Consider the following 17293-nt stretch of genomic DNA (forward strand, 5'->3'; position numbering starts at 1 on the left):
CTCCGAAACTATCCGCAACCAGCGCATTCCGGCGCGGCCGACACCACCGCGTGGAAGATCAACGGCCCGAGATCAACTTCGAGCGTCTCAGTGCGCGCTCATGCCGAATGCAGTGCATCCGGTGTCAGGTTGTTTGGGATTTGAAGCGGGTGTGGAGTGCGTTGAAGAAGTGATCGTCTGGGTTGCCGAACCAGGGTAGGTCGGTCCAGTTGCCGTCGGGGAGTTCGGTTTCCATCTTGGTGGCGGGCCAGGCGCCGGTGAGGACTTCGTCGAGGAGGATTTGTAGGAGGCTGGAGTAGTCGGGTGCGCAGACGAAATGGCGTTCCTCGTCGCGGCCGAAGTTGATGATCTGGCCGGGTGTTCCCTGGATGTCGGGGTCGAGGTCGAGGCCGATGTAGTCGGCGTTGATCGGGTCGGACCATAGCGGGATCCAGCCGGGTGAGGTGTACAGCGGTTTGACCAGGCCGGCGGCGCCGGGAAAGACGTCGCCTATGTCTTGGAGTTGTTCGAGATCGGGGGTGTCGCGCAGGTCGTTCCATCGGTCCCAGCACTCTTGTATCAGAGTGGTGGACAGAAACGACAGGGTGGGTAGGCAGGGGGTAGCGTATTCGGTGCGTTCTGCGGTGTCGGTCGATCTCTGGCCGTTGTGTACGGCCAGGACAGCTCGGACCTCGACGGGTAGCTGGTAGCCGAGGTGGTCCTGCAGGGCGTCGAGTTCAGCGGGAGTTGCTGGCGGAGCGAGGTTTTCGTAGGCGTGGGGCACGTTGTCCTGCAGCCAGCGGACGTATCTGTCGAAGACCTCAAGCACGAGCATGATCGCAACCTAGCAGCAGCCTCCGACCTATCGCCGACACGGATTCTCGATCTGATCCGAACGCACTACTTTGGCGCTGGTCGCGCTGATCAAACCTGCCAGCACTGGCGGGGCGAAGGTCCACGGGCCGAGCCGATCTGGCGCCGGCCGAACGCACTGAACTGCCGAATGCAGAACGATACTCGCGGCGTCGCTTAGTCCAAGGGGAGCAGCGCGGTGGCCTTGGAGGTTCCGCTCAACACACCTGCCTGCTCAAGGTAGTCGCAGATCGGGTCGACCAGCTCCGCGCCCAGGAACTCCAGGTCGTCACGGGTCAGCCGACGTTGATCGGCCAATTCTCGGATCTGCGTCAGTTGCTTTGTGTCAACGATGACGCCGAAGACTTCGTCGGTATCGATGTCGATGGAGATCTCCTCGGAGAAGTCCGCGAACTGCTTCATTTCGCCGTCGATGGACTTGTCGGCGAGATTCCGCAACACCATGTAGAAACCATCGCTGAGATCGGTTGGGGTGCTGTGCCATTCGCCGCTCTCCCACCACCGAACGAAGCTGATCTGTGTTCCGTCGACAACGCGTGGATCGGTGGTCGCGAGGTGTGAGTTCAACACCCATGTGGGAGCGGCCGCGGTCGGGTCGTAGTCGGTGTCGTCAAGTTCGTGGGATTCGTCCCACCCGAACAGCACCGCGCGGTCATCCGGATAGATGATCAGTTCGAACCAGTTACCTGCCCCGTCTTGCTTGGTGAGACGGCCGCCTCCGATGATCGCGTGGGTGCCGATATCGGGCGCGGCTTCTGTCGGCTCGAAACACTCACGAGCGAACACTGCCAGCAGGACGTCGAGCAAGGCCGCCCTGGCCCACAGAACATCAGGGTGCGGCAACTGTAAATCCATGCCCGGCAACGTAACATCGCCGTACGACGAACAGGCGGGGGCCAATGAACGCACTCATCTACCGATGGTCGTGCTGACCTATCCCCGCCGAGCGCACGGTTCAGCTCGTCTGGCTGTGTCCAGCGCGAGCGGACGGAATGGACAGATCGCGGCCATCGAGCACTTCGATCCCGGTCACCGATCTCCCGGCGGGATCGAAATTCAGCAAGGCGATCGCTTCGCCATCACGTTCCAGCGCAATAGCTCCTGGGCCGGGGGAGCCGCCCGGTGCGGTCAACAGGACCGGACAGGTGGCGGTGCAGGTGCACCGACCGTAGTACCGCAGATCCTGGATGGTTCCGGCAAGCCACGCGTCCTCGTCGGCCAACAACTCGGCGATCTCGGTGGCCAGGCCTGGAAACACCGCGGCCAGGCGCGGGAACTGAACCCCCGTCATGCTCGAACGATACAACCATCAGCGTGTGAGAGATCTGCCTGCTCACCGAGAGCGGGACGGCAAACATCCTCTTCTGCCGCATACCGTGCTGGCCGAACCGGCCAGCGCGGCGGTATCGGAAGATCAACTGGCCGTGCCGATCCGAGGCTGGCGGAACATCGGCAACCGCCGATTTCCCGCATCGGCTCGGGGCACTCCACAGGGTGAGAGATTCCGCTATTGCTTCGGTCGGCGCTTGCTGGTAGCGCGCGCCCACCACCAACCCAGTTCTCTCCACTTGTCTTCTACCCACCGTTTGAGGTCTTTCCAGGGTGTCCACGGCGTGTGCCAGTTCTCCGGATCTTCGATACCCCAGTAGTGGTGCCGGTCCTCCCAATCATCGTCTTGCTGCCGCTCCCACTCCGCCATGGTCGGAAAGTCGTCGTTGCAGTATCGGCCGGCGATGAACTGGGCGAGAGCTACACGTTCGGAGTGGTCGACAAGGGTGATGGATTCCCGACCCGCGTGAATCTCGAAGCTGCCATCGGGGCCGCGCCTGCTCTTCGCCCGGGATTCGTCCACCTCGTCACCGCTCATGGCCAACCGGTAGGCCGAATAGACCGCACGGTAAGCCAATTCGCCTTCCTCGTCATGGATCTGGTTCAGCCAGGAATCGAACTTATCCATAGCGCATTAGATCATCGGACGGGGCAGGCGCTACCCACCGAGCGCATTCATCCGCCGTTTCCGGCTCGATCCATCTCGCGCTATCTCGCCGCCGCATCCTTCGCGATGCGGCGCATCTGGTCAACAACATCCGGGCGAAGTTCGAAGATCGTTGCTTCCCATTGCTCGAGTACGTCGAAGAGGTCGATCTCAAGCCCACGCAGTGGGCGATCCTTGGTGATGGCTCGTACCGCAGTGTTGAAGTCGCCCCAGAAATCGGGAACCGAGGTCCTTCCCTGGAGGAACGGTAGGGCCGCATCCTTGATCCGCGGGTCGACGGACTGATCCATGGGCGTGATCATCGCATCCAGGCTCGCTAACACACTGTATTGCCGCTTACGGCTCGATCCACCTCGCGCTAACTCGCCGCCGCATCCCTTGCGATGCGGCGCATCCGGTCGACAACATCCGGGCGAAGCTCGAAGGTCGTCGCCTCCCATTGCTCGAGCACGTCGAAGAGGTCGACCTCGAGTCCACGCAGTGGGCGATCCTTGGTGATGGCTCGTACCGCAGTGTTGAAGTCGCCCCAGAAATCGGGAACCGAGGTCCTTCCCTGGAGGAACGGTAGGGCCGCATCCCTGATCCGCGGGTCGACGGACTGATCCATGGGCGTGATCATCACATCCAGGCTCGCCAACGCGCTGTACTGCCGCACGGCGCGCTGACCGAATCGGCCGCGCAGTAATCCCCCGCATGCGAAACGACAACGGGCAGGCGTATATCGGATGGATTGCTGACCCGGCGGATTCATTTCGGTGGGGTGGGGGTGCCGGTGGCCGGAACGCTGGTCGGCGGGGACTGCTGGGGCAGGGGTTTGATCAGTACGGGGAATGACGGGTAGTAATTCCCGACCGGTGCGGGCGGCGGATCATCCGGAAACATGGCGGCGACAATGGCAACGGTCAGGGAGATTGCTGCGAGAGCGCCGATGGTCGGCCGTCTGAGGCTTCGCCACTGGTCGCGCGCTGATCGCGCCAACGATCCTGATATATCGGGCATGTTCCGCTCCCTACCGCGGCGGAGCTTTATATCGGTCAGTCGCCGGGTGGGCGTAAACCGTTACAGGCGGGGATGATTCGACATTGCGCACGCAGGGAGCGATTAGTTTGCGGGCTGGGTGTCGTCATCAGATCAGGACTATGGCGGGTGCGCTGGACTGGAGGTTGGCGGGTGTCGATCGTTGTTTCGCGGGGGGAGTTGTGGGGCATGGCTCATGCCGAGCGGGCTCGGTTGGCTGAGGAGCTTGCGGGGTTGGACGAGGAGCAGTGGGGGCGGGAGACGTTGTGCGGGGAGTGGACGGTGGAGGAGGTAGTTGCGCATCTCACCGCGGCGGCGAGTCTGGGGCGGTTGCGGTGGTTGCGCAGTGTGATCGGGGCTCGGTTCGATTTCGATGTGCACAATGCGCGGCGCCTGGCCGAGTGCCGGGGTGGGACTCCGGCCGAGACCCTGGCTCGGTTCCGGGCGGTCATCACCAGTACCACGGCGGCTTCGGGGCATACGGCGGCCTGGCTCGGGGAAGTGGTGGTGCACGGGCAGGACATTCGGCGGCCGCTGGGGTTGCCGGGGGAGCCTGTGATCGAGGCGACCACGGAGGTCGCTCGCTTTTTCGCCAGTCGGGATTTCACGGTGCCGGGCCGCAGCATCAGCAAGGGGCTGCGGCTCGAAGCGACCGACGGGCCGTTCCGCGCGGGTGACGGACCGCTGGTCAGCGGGCCGACGATTGCGCTGACCATGGCTATGGCGGGGCGGGACGCCTACTGTGCGGACCTGTCCGGGCCGGGTGTGGCGACCCTGCGCGAACGCATCGCGAACGCCTGACCGTCGCCGCTCACGCGACGCCTCGGACCGAGCGCTGGACGACCTCCCGGGCCAGCGCTCGGTACTGGTCCGCGCCCGCGGATTTGGGCGCCCAGGTGGTGATGGGTTCGCCGGCGATGGTGGCGTCGGGGAAGCGGACCGTCCGGGAGATCACGGTGTCGTAGACGCTGCCGCCGAAGACCTCGGCGACGCGGGCCTTCACCTGACGGGAATGGGTCAGGCGGGCATCGAACATGGTGACCACGATGCCGAACAGGGTCAGCCCCGGGTTCAAGCGGTCGCGGACCTTGTCCATGGTGTCGGTCAGCAGGGCCAGGCCGCGCAGCGAGAAGAACTCGCATTCCATGGGAATGATGACCCCGTCCGCGCAGGCCAGGGCGTTCACGGTGAGCAGGCTCAGGGAGGGCTGGCAGTCGATGAGGATGTAGTCGTAGCGGTCGCGAATCGGGTCCAGGACCCGGCGCAGCGACTGCTCGCGGCCGATCTGGTTGACCAGCTGGATTTCCGCCGCGGACAGATCGATATTGCTCGGCAGCAGATCCATATTGGCGACCCGGGTTTGCATCAGCACCTGATCGACGGGAACCGGTGAGGCGCCGAACAAGTCGTACACGGTGGTGGTCAGGTCATTGGGCGGCACGCCCAGGCCCGCGGACAGCGCGCCCTGCGGATCGAGATCGACCAGCAGGACGCGCTGACCGGATTCCGCAAGCGCGGCACCCAGATTGATGGTCGATGTGGTCTTGCCGACTCCACCCTTCTGATTACACAGCGCAACGATCTGCGCTCGGCCTCCTTCATCAGTCCGGGTGTAGTTTGCCAGCATGTCGCTAGGCTAGTCGCCGCGCCTCGCGGCACATCGACGGCCCCGCTGAGGGATTGCTCACGCCCGCCGCCTCAGTCGCGGCGCATGAGCTTCTTCAGCGTGGCGGCATCGGTGGTGCGGGAGCCGCCCGCGAAAGCGAGGGTGGCCAGCGAGCGTTCGGCGGCCTCCGGATGGCCGGCGCCGCAGGCGTCGGTCACCACGATGGGGAGATAGCCGAGGTCGGTGGCGTGGCGAACGGTCGGTTCGATACCGACCTCCAGGGCGATACCGGCAATGGCGAAGCTGTCGATGCGCAAGTCGCGCAATACGGTATCGAGCGGCGTGCCCGCGAAGGCGGACATGGTGATCTTGTCGAAGACGACCTCGTCCGGTCCGGGAGCGAGCTCCGGAATCAATTGGTACTGCGGTGACCCCTGCGGGAAGGCGGTGCGCACCGCCGTCGGGTCGTCGACTTTCTGCCACTCCATGGCCGTGCGCAATTGAGCGACGCCCGCCACGGGACCCGGAAGCGACATGTGCCGGGTGTAGAACACCCGGAATCCGTTCTCCCGCGCCGTATCCCGCAACCGGCGGCAGGCTTCGGCAATGCGCTCCCCGTCCGGAATCTGGCCGACGATGCCCACCTGCATGTCGTAGATGACCACCGCCATCCGCGCCGGATCGCAGACGTCCTCGACGGTCTGCGGAATGGTCAGGCCGTATGCGTAGCGCATGCGAACCTCACTTGGTCCGGTCGTAGGGCTCGGCCACGTCGACCGAGGCGTCCATGAGCGCCTCGAGCGGCAGGGGAGCGGTCACCGGAATGTAGGTCCATTCCAGGAATCCCTTTTTGCTGAGCGGAAAGTCGTCGATATAGCGCTTGGCCTCCTCGACGCTGTCCACCTCCCACACGATGACCACCCCGGGCTCGTCGGCGCGCGCATAGTTCTCCCGCACGATCCCGGCCTTCCACAGCCGCCACACATTGGCGACCTCCTCCGGCAGGAACGGCGTAATGGTCTCCATGGTCACGCCGGGCTTGAATCGGTCGAAAGTAATGACCTTCATAGGATGTGAACTCCGTACTCGTCGTCGCGGCCGGACGCCGCGGTACGCAGTCCATGGAAGCCCGGTGATTACAGTGTTACAAGAACGCACTTTTCGGTAAGTACCGGAGACGAGAGATGGTCGCGAAGCGCTACTACTGCCCCGTCGAGGTGACCGTCGACCTCATCGGCGGCAAATGGAAACCGGTGATCCTCGCCCACCTCAAGGAAGGCGTGCACCGCTACGGCGAACTCCGCCGCCTTATGCCCGCCACCAGTGAGAAAATGCTGATTCAGCAACTGCGCGAACTGGAATCGGACGGATTCGTGCTGCGCACCGTCCACGAGACCGTCCCGCCGCAGGTGGAATACGACCTGACCGAGGAGGGCCGGAGCCTGGTCCCGGTCCTCACCGCCCTCTACGAGTGGGGCGAGAAGCGCGGTGCGCGAACCGGTATCACGATCGAGGCGCCGTAATCCGATCATTCGAAAGTATGTTCGCAGAACTGCTGCGCGGAGGCGAGCGCCGCGCCTAGGCTGAGGGTCCGGGGGCGTGATGCCCTGTCCCGAGTTCCAAGAGTTGATCCTCATGACCGTTTTCGCCGTGTACGGGGCCACCGGTCACACCGGTCGGCTGGTCACCGCCGAACTTCTCTCCCGCGGAAAGGATGTCGTCCTGTCCGGGCGGAATCCGGACGCACTCGCCGCGCTCGGCCCGCCGCGAATCATGCCCGCGCCGCTCGATGATCCCGCCGCGCTGCGGGCGCTGGCCGAGGTCGCCGATGTGGTGATCCATTGCGCCGGGCCGTTCGCCGAAACCGGCGCGCCCGTCGCCACCGCCGCCGTCGAGGGCGGCTGCCATTACGTCGACCATGCCGTCGAGGTGCACCATGTGCGGCGGCTGCTGGAGGAGTTCCAGGAATCCGCGCAGCGCGCCGGGATCACCATGCTGCCCAGTGTGAGCTTCTATGGCGGGCTGGGTGATCTGCTGGCCGGCGCGGTCGCGCGCGGGCTGGCCGATATCGAGCGGATCACCGTGGCCTACGCGGTGACCAACTGGATGATGACCCACGGCGCGGTGGAGACCGCGCGCCTGCTGTTCGCCGATACCGAGCGCATCGGATTCGCCGACGGTGAGCGGCAGGTCGGTTTCGTGGAGCCGCGCAATGCGGTGTTCGCCTTCCCGCCTCCGGTGGGCCCGCGCACGGTGATCGCGCCGGTGCCGTTCCCGGAGGCGGTCACCATTCCGCGCCATACCCGCACACGGGCGGTGGAGGCGCAGCTGACCGCGCGCACCTTCGAGGAGGAGCAGGCGTTCAGCAGCGAGCACGTCGCCGCCGAGGAACGCGCGAACAGCGAATTCACCATTGCCGCACAGGTTATCGGCGCGCAACCGGCGGCCGGGCACCTGCGCGGCCGGGATCTGTGGCGGGCCGCCGCGGTGGCCTCGGTGGAGGCCGCGGTCCGGCTCACCGAGGGCGCGGCCAAGAGCGGCGTGGCGAGTCCCGCCGAGACCTTCGACGCGACCGAGTTCCTGACCGCCCTGGCCGGACAGGGCGTATTCGAGCTCGCCCTGCCGAAACAGCAGTGAGGAGAACGGCCATGGAACCGATCCTCGTCACGGGCGCGGGCGGCGGCAGCCAGGGCGCCACCGGCCGCATGGTCACGGAAACCCTTGTCCGCGATGGACTGCCGGTGCGCGCGTTCGTGCACAGCGATGATGGGCGCGCCGCGGAACTGAAGGACCTCGGCGCCGAAATGGTGGTGGGTGATCTGCGCGAGATCAGCGCCGTGCGACCCGCGGTGCGCGGGGTGCGGCGGGCCTACTTCACCTATCCGGTGAGCGCCGGAATGCTCGACGCGGCAGCGGTTTTCGCCGCCGCCGGGACCGAGGCGGGCCTGGAGCGCGTGGTCGCGACCTCACAGCTGGGCTCGGACCCCGCCGCGGGCACCCCGCACATGCGCCGGCACTGGGTCGCCGAACAGGCGCTCGACCGGGCCGGCATCGGCGCGGTGCACCTGCGCGCCGCGGTGTTCTTCGAGAACCTGCGCGTGGCCATCGGCGATCGCGGTGAACTGGCGCTGCCCCTGGGCTCCCCGGATACGGTGCTGCCCTTGATCGCCGCCGCGGACGTCGCCGGTGTGGGCGCGGGAGTGCTGCGCACCGAGGGCGCGGTCGATCCGGTGCTCTGGCTGGCGGGGGAGGTCATGACCGTCGGCGAGGCGGCCGAAACCTTCGGCGTCCCTTATGTCGATCTCGATCCGGAGGAATACGCCCGGACCGCCATGGGCATCTACCGGGACGAGGTCACCGTCGACCATCTGACCCATCTGTGGACCATGTTCGCCGCCATCGGATCCGGGCACGAACTGTTCCGCGTGACCGAAACCATCGAACAGTTCACCGGCCGCCCGCCCCGCACGCTGCGCGATTACGTGGCGGGCGCCGGCGAACGATAGCTCAGCGCAGGGCCACCCGGGCCCCGGCGGCCTCCAGCTTGGCCTTCGCGTTCTCCGCGGCGCTGCGGTCCACCTTCTCCAGGACGGGCTGCGGCGCCGCTTCGACCAGATCCTTCGCCTCTTTGAGGCCCAGGCCGGGAATGACCTCGCGCATGGCCTTGATGACTTGAATCTTCTTGTCCCCGAAGGATTCCAGAACCAGATCGAACTCGCTCTGCTCCTCGGCCGTATCCACCGCGGGCCCGGCCTCCGGGGCGGCGGCGGTGGCCACCGGCGCGGCGGCGGTCACCCCGAATTCGTCTTCGAACGCCTTGAGGAACTCCGAAAGCTCCAGCAGCGTCATACCTTTGAAAACATCGAGCAACTCGTCGATGGACATCTTGGCCATAACATTCCCCTGCAACCGCGACCAGGCAATACGTTCAGGTTACGCGGCTTCCTCGGTGCTCTCGGGGCCCTTGCGAAGATCCTCGAGATGGCGGCGGTGCATGGCGCAGCGATGCACCGGGCCGGGGGTGATGTAGGCCGGATCCAACCGCTGGACGAAGGTGAGGTGGTCGCGGCGCCAGCAGTCGATGCAGACCGGCTCGTCCATGTCATCCTCCTCGGGGAGCCGACGAAATGCTTATCGCCCGAGGAGTTCCCGTTTATCCGCCGCTCAATGCCGCCGTAGTCATTCTGCTCATCGTGCAGCCGCCGGATCGTTACCGTGCGCCCGCCGCGCCACCGCAGGCGCCGGTCGCGGGCACCCCGCGCAAGCGCTGATCCAGCCACTCCATGGTCGCGGGGTAGGAGTTGAGGTAGGCGAGCAGATGTTCCCCGCCGACAATATTCTTGGTCACCGCGACGCCGAGCGCGCACTGCTCCCGATGCAGCTGTTCGGCGCCCGACACCGGAATCCAGGGATCGTGCAGCCCGTGGTAGACGAACAGCGGAATGGCGGATTTGCGGCCGGTGAGACTCAGCCGATCGAAGATTTCCTCGGCGAGCGCGCTGTCGAGCGGCTCGTCGATATTGGCCACGGTCTCGAAGGGAATGGGGGCCATGCCGAGCCCGCCGAAACTGCCGCTGCATATCTCCTTGACCGGCGAGGTCGCCGCCCACTCCGCCAGATGATTCATCACACTGAGTATCTCCGGATGCTCCCGGGCAATGGCGAGCGCGATGGTGAGCAGGAATCCGGAAATGTAGGAGCCGTCGAAGTTGTGCGCGAAGGCCCGGTAATCGGTGGTCAAACCGCCGAAACTCGCCCCGGCGAGATAGGGCGTCAGCTCAGGTGCGTATTCATCGGCCAGCATGGCCGCGGCATACGAGGCGATGGCGCCCCCGGAATACCCGGTCGAGGCGAACCGGCTCTGCCCGAATTGCTCCGGCGCGAAATTGCGCACCGCGCGAATGGAATCCAGCATGGCGTGGCCCGCGACCGTCGGCTCCGCATAGCTCATGAGCGGTCCCTCGTGATCGGGAATGACCACCGCGTACCCGCGCTCGGCCGCCCACAGCGTCGGCGAGGGCGAGAAGTCCTGCCCGGTCGGCACCTCCAGCCCGTGGGCCAGCACATATCCGGTCGTGCACTTGCGGCTGAGCGCATTGATCGCCGTCGCGTTCAGCAGCACCGGCTGCGCGCCCGGCCCCGTCCACGCCCTGGCCGGCAGTATCAGCGTCGCGGTCCCGATGGACGGCGCGCCCGCGGAGTTGGTGGTCCGGAATTTGATCAGGGTGGCCCGCTGAATCGTGGTGCCCGTCGTGAACAGCAGCATCGGAAACGCCGTGCCCGTCACATCCCGTGTTTCCAGAATGTCGCCGGGCGCGTACCGCTCGAGATCGACCGGCCATATATCGAACAAGGGATCCCCGGTCGGCGCGGACTGCACGGCGTGCCACAGCGGCATCAAATCCGCGGGCACATTTCCCGGCGCCGGCCGCGCGGCCCGCGGCACGATCTGCGTCGGTTTCGGAATATGCGCGTCGATCCACTGCTGCAGCGGATTCGGCCCCTGCGGCAATCCGGCAGGAGGCGCGAGGGAAATAGGCGGAACCGGCGGCGGTACCTCGGCCCGCGCCGTCGTCTGCCCCATTGTCAGCGAAAAACCCATCAGCACCGTGGCCGCAGTAGCCGTCAGATATTTCACGATTCGCAAACTACAACCAAAACCGGGCAAACCGGGGATTTGGGACGTTATTCCATTGTGAACTCGAGATGAACCCGCTGGCTGCCGTCGTGCGGCACGGATTGTCAGCTTCGCAGGCTTCGATCGTCATGATGTCCAGGGATTTGCTCGCCTACTGTTGGTCGCTGTCGGCGCGGACTCGCCCCCCGGGAGCCGGCAAGGTGGAAGCCCCCGTCCGACCGTCCGCCCCGACTCGGACGGGGTGCACCGCCGCCCGGTGACAGCAGCGCCGGACGATCAGGTGCGCAGCCGGGCGGCGAAGCCTTTCAGCAGGTCGATCAGGTCGCGGTCGTGAATGGCGATATGGCCGGTGCGGCCGATGGCGGCCAGCGCCCCGGTCACGACGCCCTGGTCGCCGTGGACGGGCACGGCGACCGCGCTGCGGCCGATCCGGCATTCATCGACCTCCGTGGCCAGGTTTGCGGTGGCGACGCGGTGGAGTTCCGCGGTGAGCTGTGCGGGGGAGGTGATGGTGAATGCCGTGATCCTGCGGGGCCGGCCGGGAGCCAGTTCCGGATGCCGGGCGATGAGAAGTTTCCCGATGGCCGAGGCGTGCGGGTGCGCCGTGAGAACGTTCTCCCCGCTGAGCTCGTGGTCGGGATCCTTGTCGATCAGGCGGATCCGGCGGCCGCTGAACGAGGCGAGGTGGATTCCGTAGCGGAGTTGCGCGCGCAGTTCGGCGAGGATGCGGCGGCTGTCCGGGGGCGGGCCGGGTTCGGTTGCGGCCGCCGCGAGTTCGCGGGTGCGCCGGCCGAGGGCGAAACCGGAGAGGTCTTCGACCCGGACCAGATAACCGTCCGCCACCAGGAGATTCAGCAACCGGTAGGCCGTGGCGGGCGGCACGCCGGTATGCGCCGCGATGGATTTGGCCGTCGCGCCCGGTCCCAGCTGGGCCACGGCCTCCAGCAGCGCCAGGGCCTTCTGCACGGCGCGCGGTTCATGGCCGGCGGGTCCGCCGCGCACGACCGTGGTCACGACTCGCGGGGGTCGCCGCGCTGCGCGCCGACCAGGGCGATGCTGCCGCGCGCGTTGACGGCGAACACTCCGGCGCCGGGCAGCACATCGGCGGATTCGGGACTGTCGAAAACGCCGATGGCGCACAGGCTCCGGGGGCGGGCGAGGGACAGGTAGAGATGCCAGGCCGCGCCCGCCGCCAGCACACCGGCCACCGCGGCGGCCGCGGCGAAGGCGCCGTCCCGGGCCTGGGTGACCATCAGGCAGCCGAGGGTGGCCGACAGCGCCGCGGCGCCGATCCAGCCCGCGTACAGGTCGGCACGCGTCATCTCGTGGATGCGCCGCAGGAAGCGCACCGTCGCCACCGCCACGAGAATGTAGACCGTGACGAGCGCGGTGCGGACCGCGGTGCTCATCGAGGCGGGCACGCCGTCCGCGGCGGCGAAGAGCAGCCCGCCGGTCGTGGTGGTGCCGACAATGGCGGCCAGCGCGAGGTGCGGGGTGCGCAGCCGCGCGCCGATGCGGGTGCAGAACCGCGGCAGTACGCCTTCCAGGCCCATCGAATACACCAGCCGCGAGGCGGCATTCGACGACGCCATGGACGAGGCCAGCCAGGAACAGGTGAGCCCGATATTCAGCAGGATCACCACGACCGGCCCCACGCCGCCCGCGGTGCCGTGCAGATACGCGCTGACCAGCACGTCGGCCCGGCCGGTGCAGGCCGCCCAGCCCGCGAAGACGAACAGCGTGCCGCACAGCAGCGGGGTGAGCAGCACCGTGCGGGTGACCGTGACCAGCGGCCGCTTGGTCTCCGGCGCGAAGAAGGCGGCGCTCTCGAATCCCGCGAGCCCGAACAGCGCGCGCATCGCCACGAACAGCACACCCGGTCCGGCCGGTGCGGCCGGCGGCGCGGGCGGGTCGATTCCGGCCGCCCCGGCCAGCAGCAGTCCCACGATGAAGATCAGCGAGCACGCCTCCACCGCCAGGATCACCACCGCCGCGAATCGCACCCCCCGCACCAGCACGCTCGCAATGGTCACAGCGACCGCGAAATAGACTGCCGCCACGCCCCATCCGCGCGGCTGGATGCCGAACTGCGCCAGCAGCACGAGCACGGCCTGCCCGCCGTGATACAGGGTGATCGCGCCGCTGCCCAGATACTTCGCCAGCAGTCCGGCGCCGCAGGCCAGCGCCGCCCTGGTGCCCAGGCCCTGGAAAACGAAGGTGTAGAGGCCGCCCGCGGCCGCGAGACGCCGGGTGAACTGCGCGACGCAGTGCGCGATCAGCATCACCACCGCGGTGGCCGCCGCAATGGTGACCAGCCCGGGCAGCCAGGTCGCGTGCGTGAACATGGTGACCGGGAGCAGCACCATGGAGGCCGCGGGCGCGGTGGTGGCGACCGACTGGCCGAGCACCTCGATCGGGGACAGCCGCCTGCGGCCCAGCGCGCGCAGCGGTGACATGGCCGGCCGGTCGGGCTCGCCGGCCGTGAACGACCGTGCCACGGCATCGGCCAGAGCGCCCATCGGCACACCTCCAGATCGGGTGCGGGCGAGCGTATCCAGGCCGGGTTTCCGGTGCGTTTCGGCCGCGCGACGGCCGTTTGTCGCCGAGTGAGAACCCGCCGCGGGCCGTCCCACTCGGCGACCGCCGAAACGTTTCCCGGGCGTAGCAGCGCCGAATCGGATCGATTCGAGACTTCTGTGCGAACGCATTTCGCGGATCGACGGCGGATGGAGCTCGAATTGACAGTCACCAGAAGGTCTTTCATACGCGGATTGGGCGCCACCGGCGGCGTCGGACTGGCCTACGGCGCGATGTCGGCCATCGGGCTGGCGCCCGCGACCGCGGACACGCCGCGCTTCCGCTCGCCCGCGCAGGGCGATCTGATCGGCAAGGCCGCCGGGAATTCCTCGGTGGTCGTGCTCGGCGGCGGCCCGGCCGGTCTGTGCGCGGCCTACGAACTACGCAAGGCCGGATACGCCGTGACCGTGCTCGAGGCCCGGCAGCGGCCGGGTGGGCGGGTGTGGTCGGTGCGCGGCGGGACGACCGAGACCGATCTCCATGGCGAAACCCAATCCTGCACCTTCGCCGAGGGCCATTACTTCAATCTGGGCGCGACCCGGATTCCGCAGGGGCACATCACCCTCGACTACTGCCGGGAGCTGGGCGTCGAGATCCAGCCGTTCGGCAATCAGAATGCCAATACGCTGGTCAACTACCGCAGCGAGACGGCCATCTCGGAACAGTCGGTGCCGTACCGGGCGGCCAAAGCCGATGTGTACGGCTATCTCTCGGAGCTGTTGCAGAAGGCGGCCTCGCGCGGCGCGCTCGACGATGTGCTCACGCCATCGGACAAGGACGCGCTCTCGACCTTCCTGCGCGATTTCGGCGACCTGTCCAGTGACGGGCGCTATCTCGGATCCTCCCGGCGCGGTTACGATTCCGAGCCCGGGGCGGGCCTGAACTTCGGTTCCGAACGCGAGCCCTACGGCATGTCGGATGTGATCCGCAGCGGCATCGGCCGCAACTTCAGCTTCGAGTTCGGCTACGACCAGGCCATGATGATGATGACCCCGGTCGGCGGCATGGACCGCATCTATTACGCCTTCCAGCGCGAAATCGGCGACGACCGTATTCGATTCGGCGCCGAGGTGACCTCGATGCGGAACACCGGCGGCGGCGTGCGGGTCGAATACCGGCAGGACGGCGTCACACGGGCCGTCGACGCCGATTACTGCATCTGCACGCTGCCGCCGAATCTGGTCGGCCGGCTCGGCAACAACCTGCCCGCCGATGTGCTGCTCGCCCTGAAGGCCGCGATTCCGGTGTCCTCCGGCAAGCTCGGCATCGAATACACCCGCCGCTGGTGGGAACTCGAGGACCGAATCTACGGCGGCGCCAGCAATACCGACAAAGACATCGCCCAAATCATGTTCCCCTACGACCATTTCAACTCCGAGCGCGGTGTGGTGGTCGGCTACTACAACACCGGCAAGCGGCATCTGGCCTTCGAATCCCTCACGCACCGCCAGCGTCTGGCCAAGGCGATCGACGAGGGCGCGGCCATCCACGGCGACAAATACCGCCGCGATATCGCCTCCTCGTTCTCCGGCAGTTGGCGGCGCACCAGATACTCCGAGGGCGCCTGGGTCGGCTGGTCCGGCAGCGATGCGCACGGCGGCGAGGCCACACCGGAATACGCCAAGCTGCTCGCGCCGGTCGACCGCATCTACTTCGCCGGGGACCACCTGTCCAATGCCATTGCCTGGCAGCACGGCGCCTTCACCTCCGCGCGCGATGTGGTGACCGCGCTGCACACCCGAATCGCCGCCGACTGAACCGTTCCCGACAAGGAGACCACCCGTGAAACAACCCATTGCCGTCACTACCGCGACGCTGGCGGCCGCCCTCGCCCTGACCGCCTGTTCCTCCGATTCGAAAGAGGCCGAGGCGCCGTCTGGCGCGCTCAGCACCTCGATTCTCGAAGTGGGGCAGGCCAACCCCATGATCGCGCAGGGCGTGGTCCTCAGAACCGACGCCGCCGTCTACAAGACCAGCGGCATCGGCCCGGCCGCGACCAACAAGGCCGCCAAGGAGGGCACCCCCGAATCCTTCATCGACACAGCCCAGTTCGCGGGCGGCGTGCTGCCCGCGGGCGTCACGATCACGGAGGCACAGGGCCTGGCGGTCCTCGCCAGGATCAAGGAGAACCTGGAGGCCCAGGGCCTGTCCCCGGAGAACGTGACGACCATGCGCGTCTTCCTCGACAACGCCCCCGGTTCCGACCGCGCCGACTACGCCGGCTGGAACCGCGCCTACCGCCAGTTCTTCGCCAACACCAACCTGGAGACCGGTGACACCGAACTGGTTCCGCTCGGCACCGCCGCCCCCGCCGCCCCGCTGGTGCGAAACCCGGCCCGCCCCACCCGCTTCGCCCTGGAGGTCGCGAGCCTCCCGGTGCCCGGCTGGCTCGTCGAGGTCGAAGTGGACGCCGTCTACCCGGGCTAGGCGTGCGGCGCCGAGCATTGATCGATGCGCGGATAGTTGACGTGAGGAATAACCGGGAGTACTTGTTTGTCATAGCAATAGTCCGCACGGCAAACAAAGGAGATTCCCATGTACGCGATCACTCAGGACACCTTCGGCGGCCCCGAGGTGCTGTACCGCACCGAGATCGACCGGCCGCGGCCCGGCGCCGGCGAGGTGCTGGTGCGGGTGCGCGCGGCCGGGGTCAACCCGGTGGACTCGGCGGTGCGCGCCGGGCACTTCCCGCTGTTTCCGGAGCCGCCCTTCGCGCTCGGCTGGGATGTGGCCGGTGTCGTCGAGGCGCTCGGCCCCGGCGTGACCCGATTCGAGCTGGGCGCGGAAGTCCTCGGCCTGACCCTGTTCCCGAAGGCCGCCGGAGCCTACGCCGAATACCTGGTCGCCCCGGCCGATGAACTGGTGGCCAAGCCCGCCGCGCTGTCCATGTCCGCCGCGGGCGCCCTGCCGCTGGCCGGTCTCACCGCCTGGGAGGGCCTGGTGAATATCGCCCGAATCGAGCCCGGTCAGCGTGTTCTGATTCACGCCGCCTCCGGAGGCGTCGGCCACCTGGCCGTCCAGATCGCCAAGGCCCGCGGCGCCCACGTCATCGCCACCGCCCGCGCCGAGCATCACGCCTTCCTCGCGGACCTCGGCGCCGACGAGCTGATCGACTACACCGCAACGGATTTCGCCACCGCTACGGCCCCTGTCGATATCGTCTTCGACCTGGTCGGCGGCGACTACGCGCTCCGCTCGGTCAAGGTCCTGAACCCCGGCGCTCTCCTGGTGACCACTGTCGGCCACAACCCGGGCATCACCCCGGAAGAGGCCGAACGACAGGGCATCCGCTTCGAAACGGTCATGGTTCACCCCTCCGCGGCGGATCTCGCCGAACTCGTCGCGCTCACCGAATCAGCCGCCTTGCGGATTCACGTGGACCGCGAATTCGCCCTCGCCGACGCCGCGAAAGCGCACGCGGCCACCGCGAACGCCAAGGGAAAGACCGTTCTCATCCCCTGAGCGGTGGCGTGCGGGTTGGTGAAGACGTTGCCGCGGTATGTGATGCGGCTTACAATTCCTGCATGCGCTGGGGTGCGGCGCGATATTTCGACGGTGTGGTTGTCAAGAAGCGGCATCTACTGTCTTGCACCGACATTCGATGATC

General features: G+C 67.0%; 21 protein-coding genes. 7 read left to right on the forward strand and 14 right to left on the reverse strand.

Annotated features, from left to right (window positions below; genetic code table 11):
* Positions 1–124 precede the first annotated feature (124 nt).
* From ACYQ5L_RS07900 to ACYQ5L_RS07925, 6 genes are all read right to left on the reverse strand, one after another.
* Positions 125–814 carry an SMI1/KNR4 family protein gene (locus ACYQ5L_RS07900; protein WP_459956718.1) on the reverse strand — a complete coding sequence of 230 codons (690 nt, stop codon included), beginning with the start codon at positions 812–814 and terminating at the stop codon, positions 125–127.
* Between the two features lie 194 nt (positions 815–1008).
* A complete protein-coding gene (locus ACYQ5L_RS07905) occupies positions 1009–1707 on the reverse strand; it encodes a hypothetical protein (protein WP_459956720.1) in 699 nt (232 codons plus the stop codon).
* Positions 1708–1807: 100 nt separating this feature from the next.
* The gene (locus ACYQ5L_RS07910; RefSeq protein WP_459956723.1) at positions 1808–2143 is read right to left on the reverse strand and encodes a hypothetical protein; all 336 of its coding nucleotides are present in this window, start codon (positions 2141–2143) and stop codon (positions 1808–1810) included.
* Positions 2144–2359: 216 nt separating this feature from the next.
* On the reverse strand, positions 2360–2809 hold the full coding sequence (locus ACYQ5L_RS07915; protein WP_459956725.1) for a hypothetical protein: 450 nt from the start codon (positions 2807–2809) through the stop codon (positions 2360–2362).
* 80 nt (positions 2810–2889) lie between these two features.
* A complete protein-coding gene (locus ACYQ5L_RS07920) occupies positions 2890–3150 on the reverse strand; it encodes a hypothetical protein (RefSeq protein WP_459956727.1) in 261 nt (86 codons plus the stop codon).
* Between the two features lie 56 nt (positions 3151–3206).
* On the reverse strand, positions 3207–3455 hold the full coding sequence (locus ACYQ5L_RS07925; protein ID WP_459956729.1) for a hypothetical protein: 249 nt from the start codon (positions 3453–3455) through the stop codon (positions 3207–3209).
* A gap of 599 nt (positions 3456–4054) precedes the next feature.
* On the opposite strand from ACYQ5L_RS07925, the gene ACYQ5L_RS07930 reads away from it, so the two are divergent.
* Positions 4055–4666, forward strand: coding sequence for a maleylpyruvate isomerase family mycothiol-dependent enzyme (locus ACYQ5L_RS07930; protein ID WP_459963352.1), 612 nt, complete (start codon positions 4055–4057; stop codon positions 4664–4666).
* Between the two features lie 10 nt (positions 4667–4676).
* On the opposite strand, the gene ACYQ5L_RS07935 is transcribed toward ACYQ5L_RS07930, so the two are convergent.
* The 3 genes from ACYQ5L_RS07935 to ACYQ5L_RS07945 form a co-directional block, all read right to left on the reverse strand.
* Complete coding sequence (locus tag ACYQ5L_RS07935; RefSeq protein WP_459956731.1) at positions 4677–5492, reverse strand: ParA family protein; 816 nt, start codon at positions 5490–5492, stop codon at positions 4677–4679.
* 71 nt (positions 5493–5563) lie between these two features.
* Positions 5564–6205 carry a cysteine hydrolase family protein gene (locus ACYQ5L_RS07940; RefSeq protein ID WP_459956733.1) on the reverse strand — a complete coding sequence of 214 codons (642 nt, stop codon included), beginning with the start codon at positions 6203–6205 and terminating at the stop codon, positions 5564–5566.
* Between the two features lie 7 nt (positions 6206–6212).
* Positions 6213–6539 (reverse strand): hypothetical protein, encoded by a 327-nt coding sequence (locus ACYQ5L_RS07945; protein WP_459956735.1) that lies wholly within the window; start codon positions 6537–6539, stop codon positions 6213–6215.
* A 116-nt stretch (positions 6540–6655) separates the two neighbouring features.
* Here ACYQ5L_RS07945 and ACYQ5L_RS07950 point away from each other — a divergent pair, with 116 nt between their 5' ends.
* The 3 genes from ACYQ5L_RS07950 (at position 6656) to ACYQ5L_RS07960 (ending at position 8977) form a co-directional block, all read left to right on the forward strand.
* A complete protein-coding gene (locus tag ACYQ5L_RS07950; RefSeq protein WP_459956737.1) occupies positions 6656–6994 on the forward strand; it encodes a winged helix-turn-helix transcriptional regulator in 339 nt (112 codons plus the stop codon).
* 112 nt (positions 6995–7106) lie between these two features.
* Positions 7107–8108, forward strand: coding sequence for a saccharopine dehydrogenase NADP-binding domain-containing protein (locus ACYQ5L_RS07955; protein ID WP_459956740.1), 1002 nt, complete (start codon positions 7107–7109; stop codon positions 8106–8108).
* Positions 8109–8119: 11 nt separating this feature from the next.
* Positions 8120–8977, forward strand: coding sequence for an NAD(P)H-binding protein (locus ACYQ5L_RS07960; protein ID WP_459956743.1), 858 nt, complete (start codon positions 8120–8122; stop codon positions 8975–8977).
* 1 nt (position 8978) lies between these two features.
* Here the strand turns inward: ACYQ5L_RS07960 and rplL are convergent, their stop codons facing one another.
* From rplL to ACYQ5L_RS07985, 5 genes are all read right to left on the reverse strand, one after another.
* Positions 8979–9365 carry a 50S ribosomal protein L7/L12 gene (rplL, locus tag ACYQ5L_RS07965; RefSeq protein WP_459956745.1) on the reverse strand — a complete coding sequence of 129 codons (387 nt, stop codon included), beginning with the start codon at positions 9363–9365 and terminating at the stop codon, positions 8979–8981.
* 39 nt (positions 9366–9404) lie between these two features.
* Positions 9405–9572, reverse strand: a complete 168-nt coding sequence (locus ACYQ5L_RS07970; protein WP_157554848.1) for a hypothetical protein — start codon at positions 9570–9572, stop codon at positions 9405–9407.
* A gap of 109 nt (positions 9573–9681) precedes the next feature.
* Positions 9682–11109 carry a lipase family protein gene (locus tag ACYQ5L_RS07975; RefSeq protein WP_459956747.1) on the reverse strand — a complete coding sequence of 476 codons (1428 nt, stop codon included), beginning with the start codon at positions 11107–11109 and terminating at the stop codon, positions 9682–9684.
* A gap of 276 nt (positions 11110–11385) precedes the next feature.
* Positions 11386–12123, reverse strand: coding sequence for an IclR family transcriptional regulator (locus ACYQ5L_RS07980; protein ID WP_459956749.1), 738 nt, complete (start codon positions 12121–12123; stop codon positions 11386–11388).
* Positions 12120–13628: an APC family permease gene (locus tag ACYQ5L_RS07985; RefSeq protein ID WP_459956751.1), complete on the reverse strand. Its 1509-nt coding sequence runs from the start codon at positions 13626–13628 to the stop codon at positions 12120–12122. The genes ACYQ5L_RS07980 and ACYQ5L_RS07985 overlap by 4 nt, the downstream gene beginning before the upstream one ends.
* A gap of 243 nt (positions 13629–13871) precedes the next feature.
* On the opposite strand from ACYQ5L_RS07985, the gene ACYQ5L_RS07990 reads away from it, so the two are divergent.
* The 3 genes from ACYQ5L_RS07990 to ACYQ5L_RS08000 all read left to right on the forward strand — a co-directional run bounded on the left by ACYQ5L_RS07990 (position 13872) and on the right by ACYQ5L_RS08000 (position 17148).
* The gene (locus ACYQ5L_RS07990; protein WP_459963353.1) at positions 13872–15443 is read left to right on the forward strand and encodes a flavin monoamine oxidase family protein; all 1572 of its coding nucleotides are present in this window, start codon (positions 13872–13874) and stop codon (positions 15441–15443) included.
* Positions 15444–15468: 25 nt separating this feature from the next.
* The gene (locus ACYQ5L_RS07995) at positions 15469–16113 is read left to right on the forward strand and encodes a Rid family hydrolase (protein ID WP_459956754.1); all 645 of its coding nucleotides are present in this window, start codon (positions 15469–15471) and stop codon (positions 16111–16113) included.
* A gap of 108 nt (positions 16114–16221) precedes the next feature.
* On the forward strand, positions 16222–17148 hold the full coding sequence (locus ACYQ5L_RS08000) for an NADP-dependent oxidoreductase (RefSeq protein ID WP_459956756.1): 927 nt from the start codon (positions 16222–16224) through the stop codon (positions 17146–17148).
* Positions 17149–17293: the final 145 nt, after the last annotated feature.

This window comes from Nocardia sp. IFM 10818 (genome assembly GCF_054655275.1).

Coding starts and splice junctions, on each gene's coding strand:
- ACYQ5L_RS08000 (WP_459956756.1), top strand. CDS start 16,222: ATGTACGCGATCACTCAGGACACCTTCGGCGGCCCCGAGGTGCTGTAC.
- ACYQ5L_RS07910 (WP_459956723.1), bottom strand. CDS start 2,143: ATGACGGGGGTTCAGTTCCCGCGCCTGGCCGCGGTGTTTCCAGGCCTG.
- ACYQ5L_RS07905 (WP_459956720.1), bottom strand. CDS start 1,707: ATGGATTTACAGTTGCCGCACCCTGATGTTCTGTGGGCCAGGGCGGCC.
- ACYQ5L_RS07985 (WP_459956751.1), bottom strand. CDS start 13,628: ATGGGCGCTCTGGCCGATGCCGTGGCACGGTCGTTCACGGCCGGCGAG.
- ACYQ5L_RS07900 (WP_459956718.1), bottom strand. CDS start 814: ATGCTCGTGCTTGAGGTCTTCGACAGATACGTCCGCTGGCTGCAGGAC.
- ACYQ5L_RS07935 (WP_459956731.1), bottom strand. CDS start 5,492: ATGCTGGCAAACTACACCCGGACTGATGAAGGAGGCCGAGCGCAGATC.
- ACYQ5L_RS07960 (WP_459956743.1), top strand. CDS start 8,120: ATGGAACCGATCCTCGTCACGGGCGCGGGCGGCGGCAGCCAGGGCGCC.
- ACYQ5L_RS07915 (WP_459956725.1), bottom strand. CDS start 2,809: ATGGATAAGTTCGATTCCTGGCTGAACCAGATCCATGACGAGGAAGGC.
- ACYQ5L_RS07920 (WP_459956727.1), bottom strand. CDS start 3,150: ATGATCACGCCCATGGATCAGTCCGTCGACCCGCGGATCAAGGATGCG.
- ACYQ5L_RS07955 (WP_459956740.1), top strand. CDS start 7,107: ATGACCGTTTTCGCCGTGTACGGGGCCACCGGTCACACCGGTCGGCTG.
- ACYQ5L_RS07930 (WP_459963352.1), top strand. CDS start 4,055: ATGGCTCATGCCGAGCGGGCTCGGTTGGCTGAGGAGCTTGCGGGGTTG.
- ACYQ5L_RS07950 (WP_459956737.1), top strand. CDS start 6,656: ATGGTCGCGAAGCGCTACTACTGCCCCGTCGAGGTGACCGTCGACCTC.
- ACYQ5L_RS07945 (WP_459956735.1), bottom strand. CDS start 6,539: ATGAAGGTCATTACTTTCGACCGATTCAAGCCCGGCGTGACCATGGAG.
- rplL (WP_459956745.1), bottom strand. CDS start 9,365: ATGGCCAAGATGTCCATCGACGAGTTGCTCGATGTTTTCAAAGGTATG.
- ACYQ5L_RS07970 (WP_157554848.1), bottom strand. CDS start 9,572: ATGGACGAGCCGGTCTGCATCGACTGCTGGCGCCGCGACCACCTCACC.
- ACYQ5L_RS07925 (WP_459956729.1), bottom strand. CDS start 3,455: ATGGATCAGTCCGTCGACCCGCGGATCAGGGATGCGGCCCTACCGTTC.
- ACYQ5L_RS07940 (WP_459956733.1), bottom strand. CDS start 6,205: ATGCGCTACGCATACGGCCTGACCATTCCGCAGACCGTCGAGGACGTC.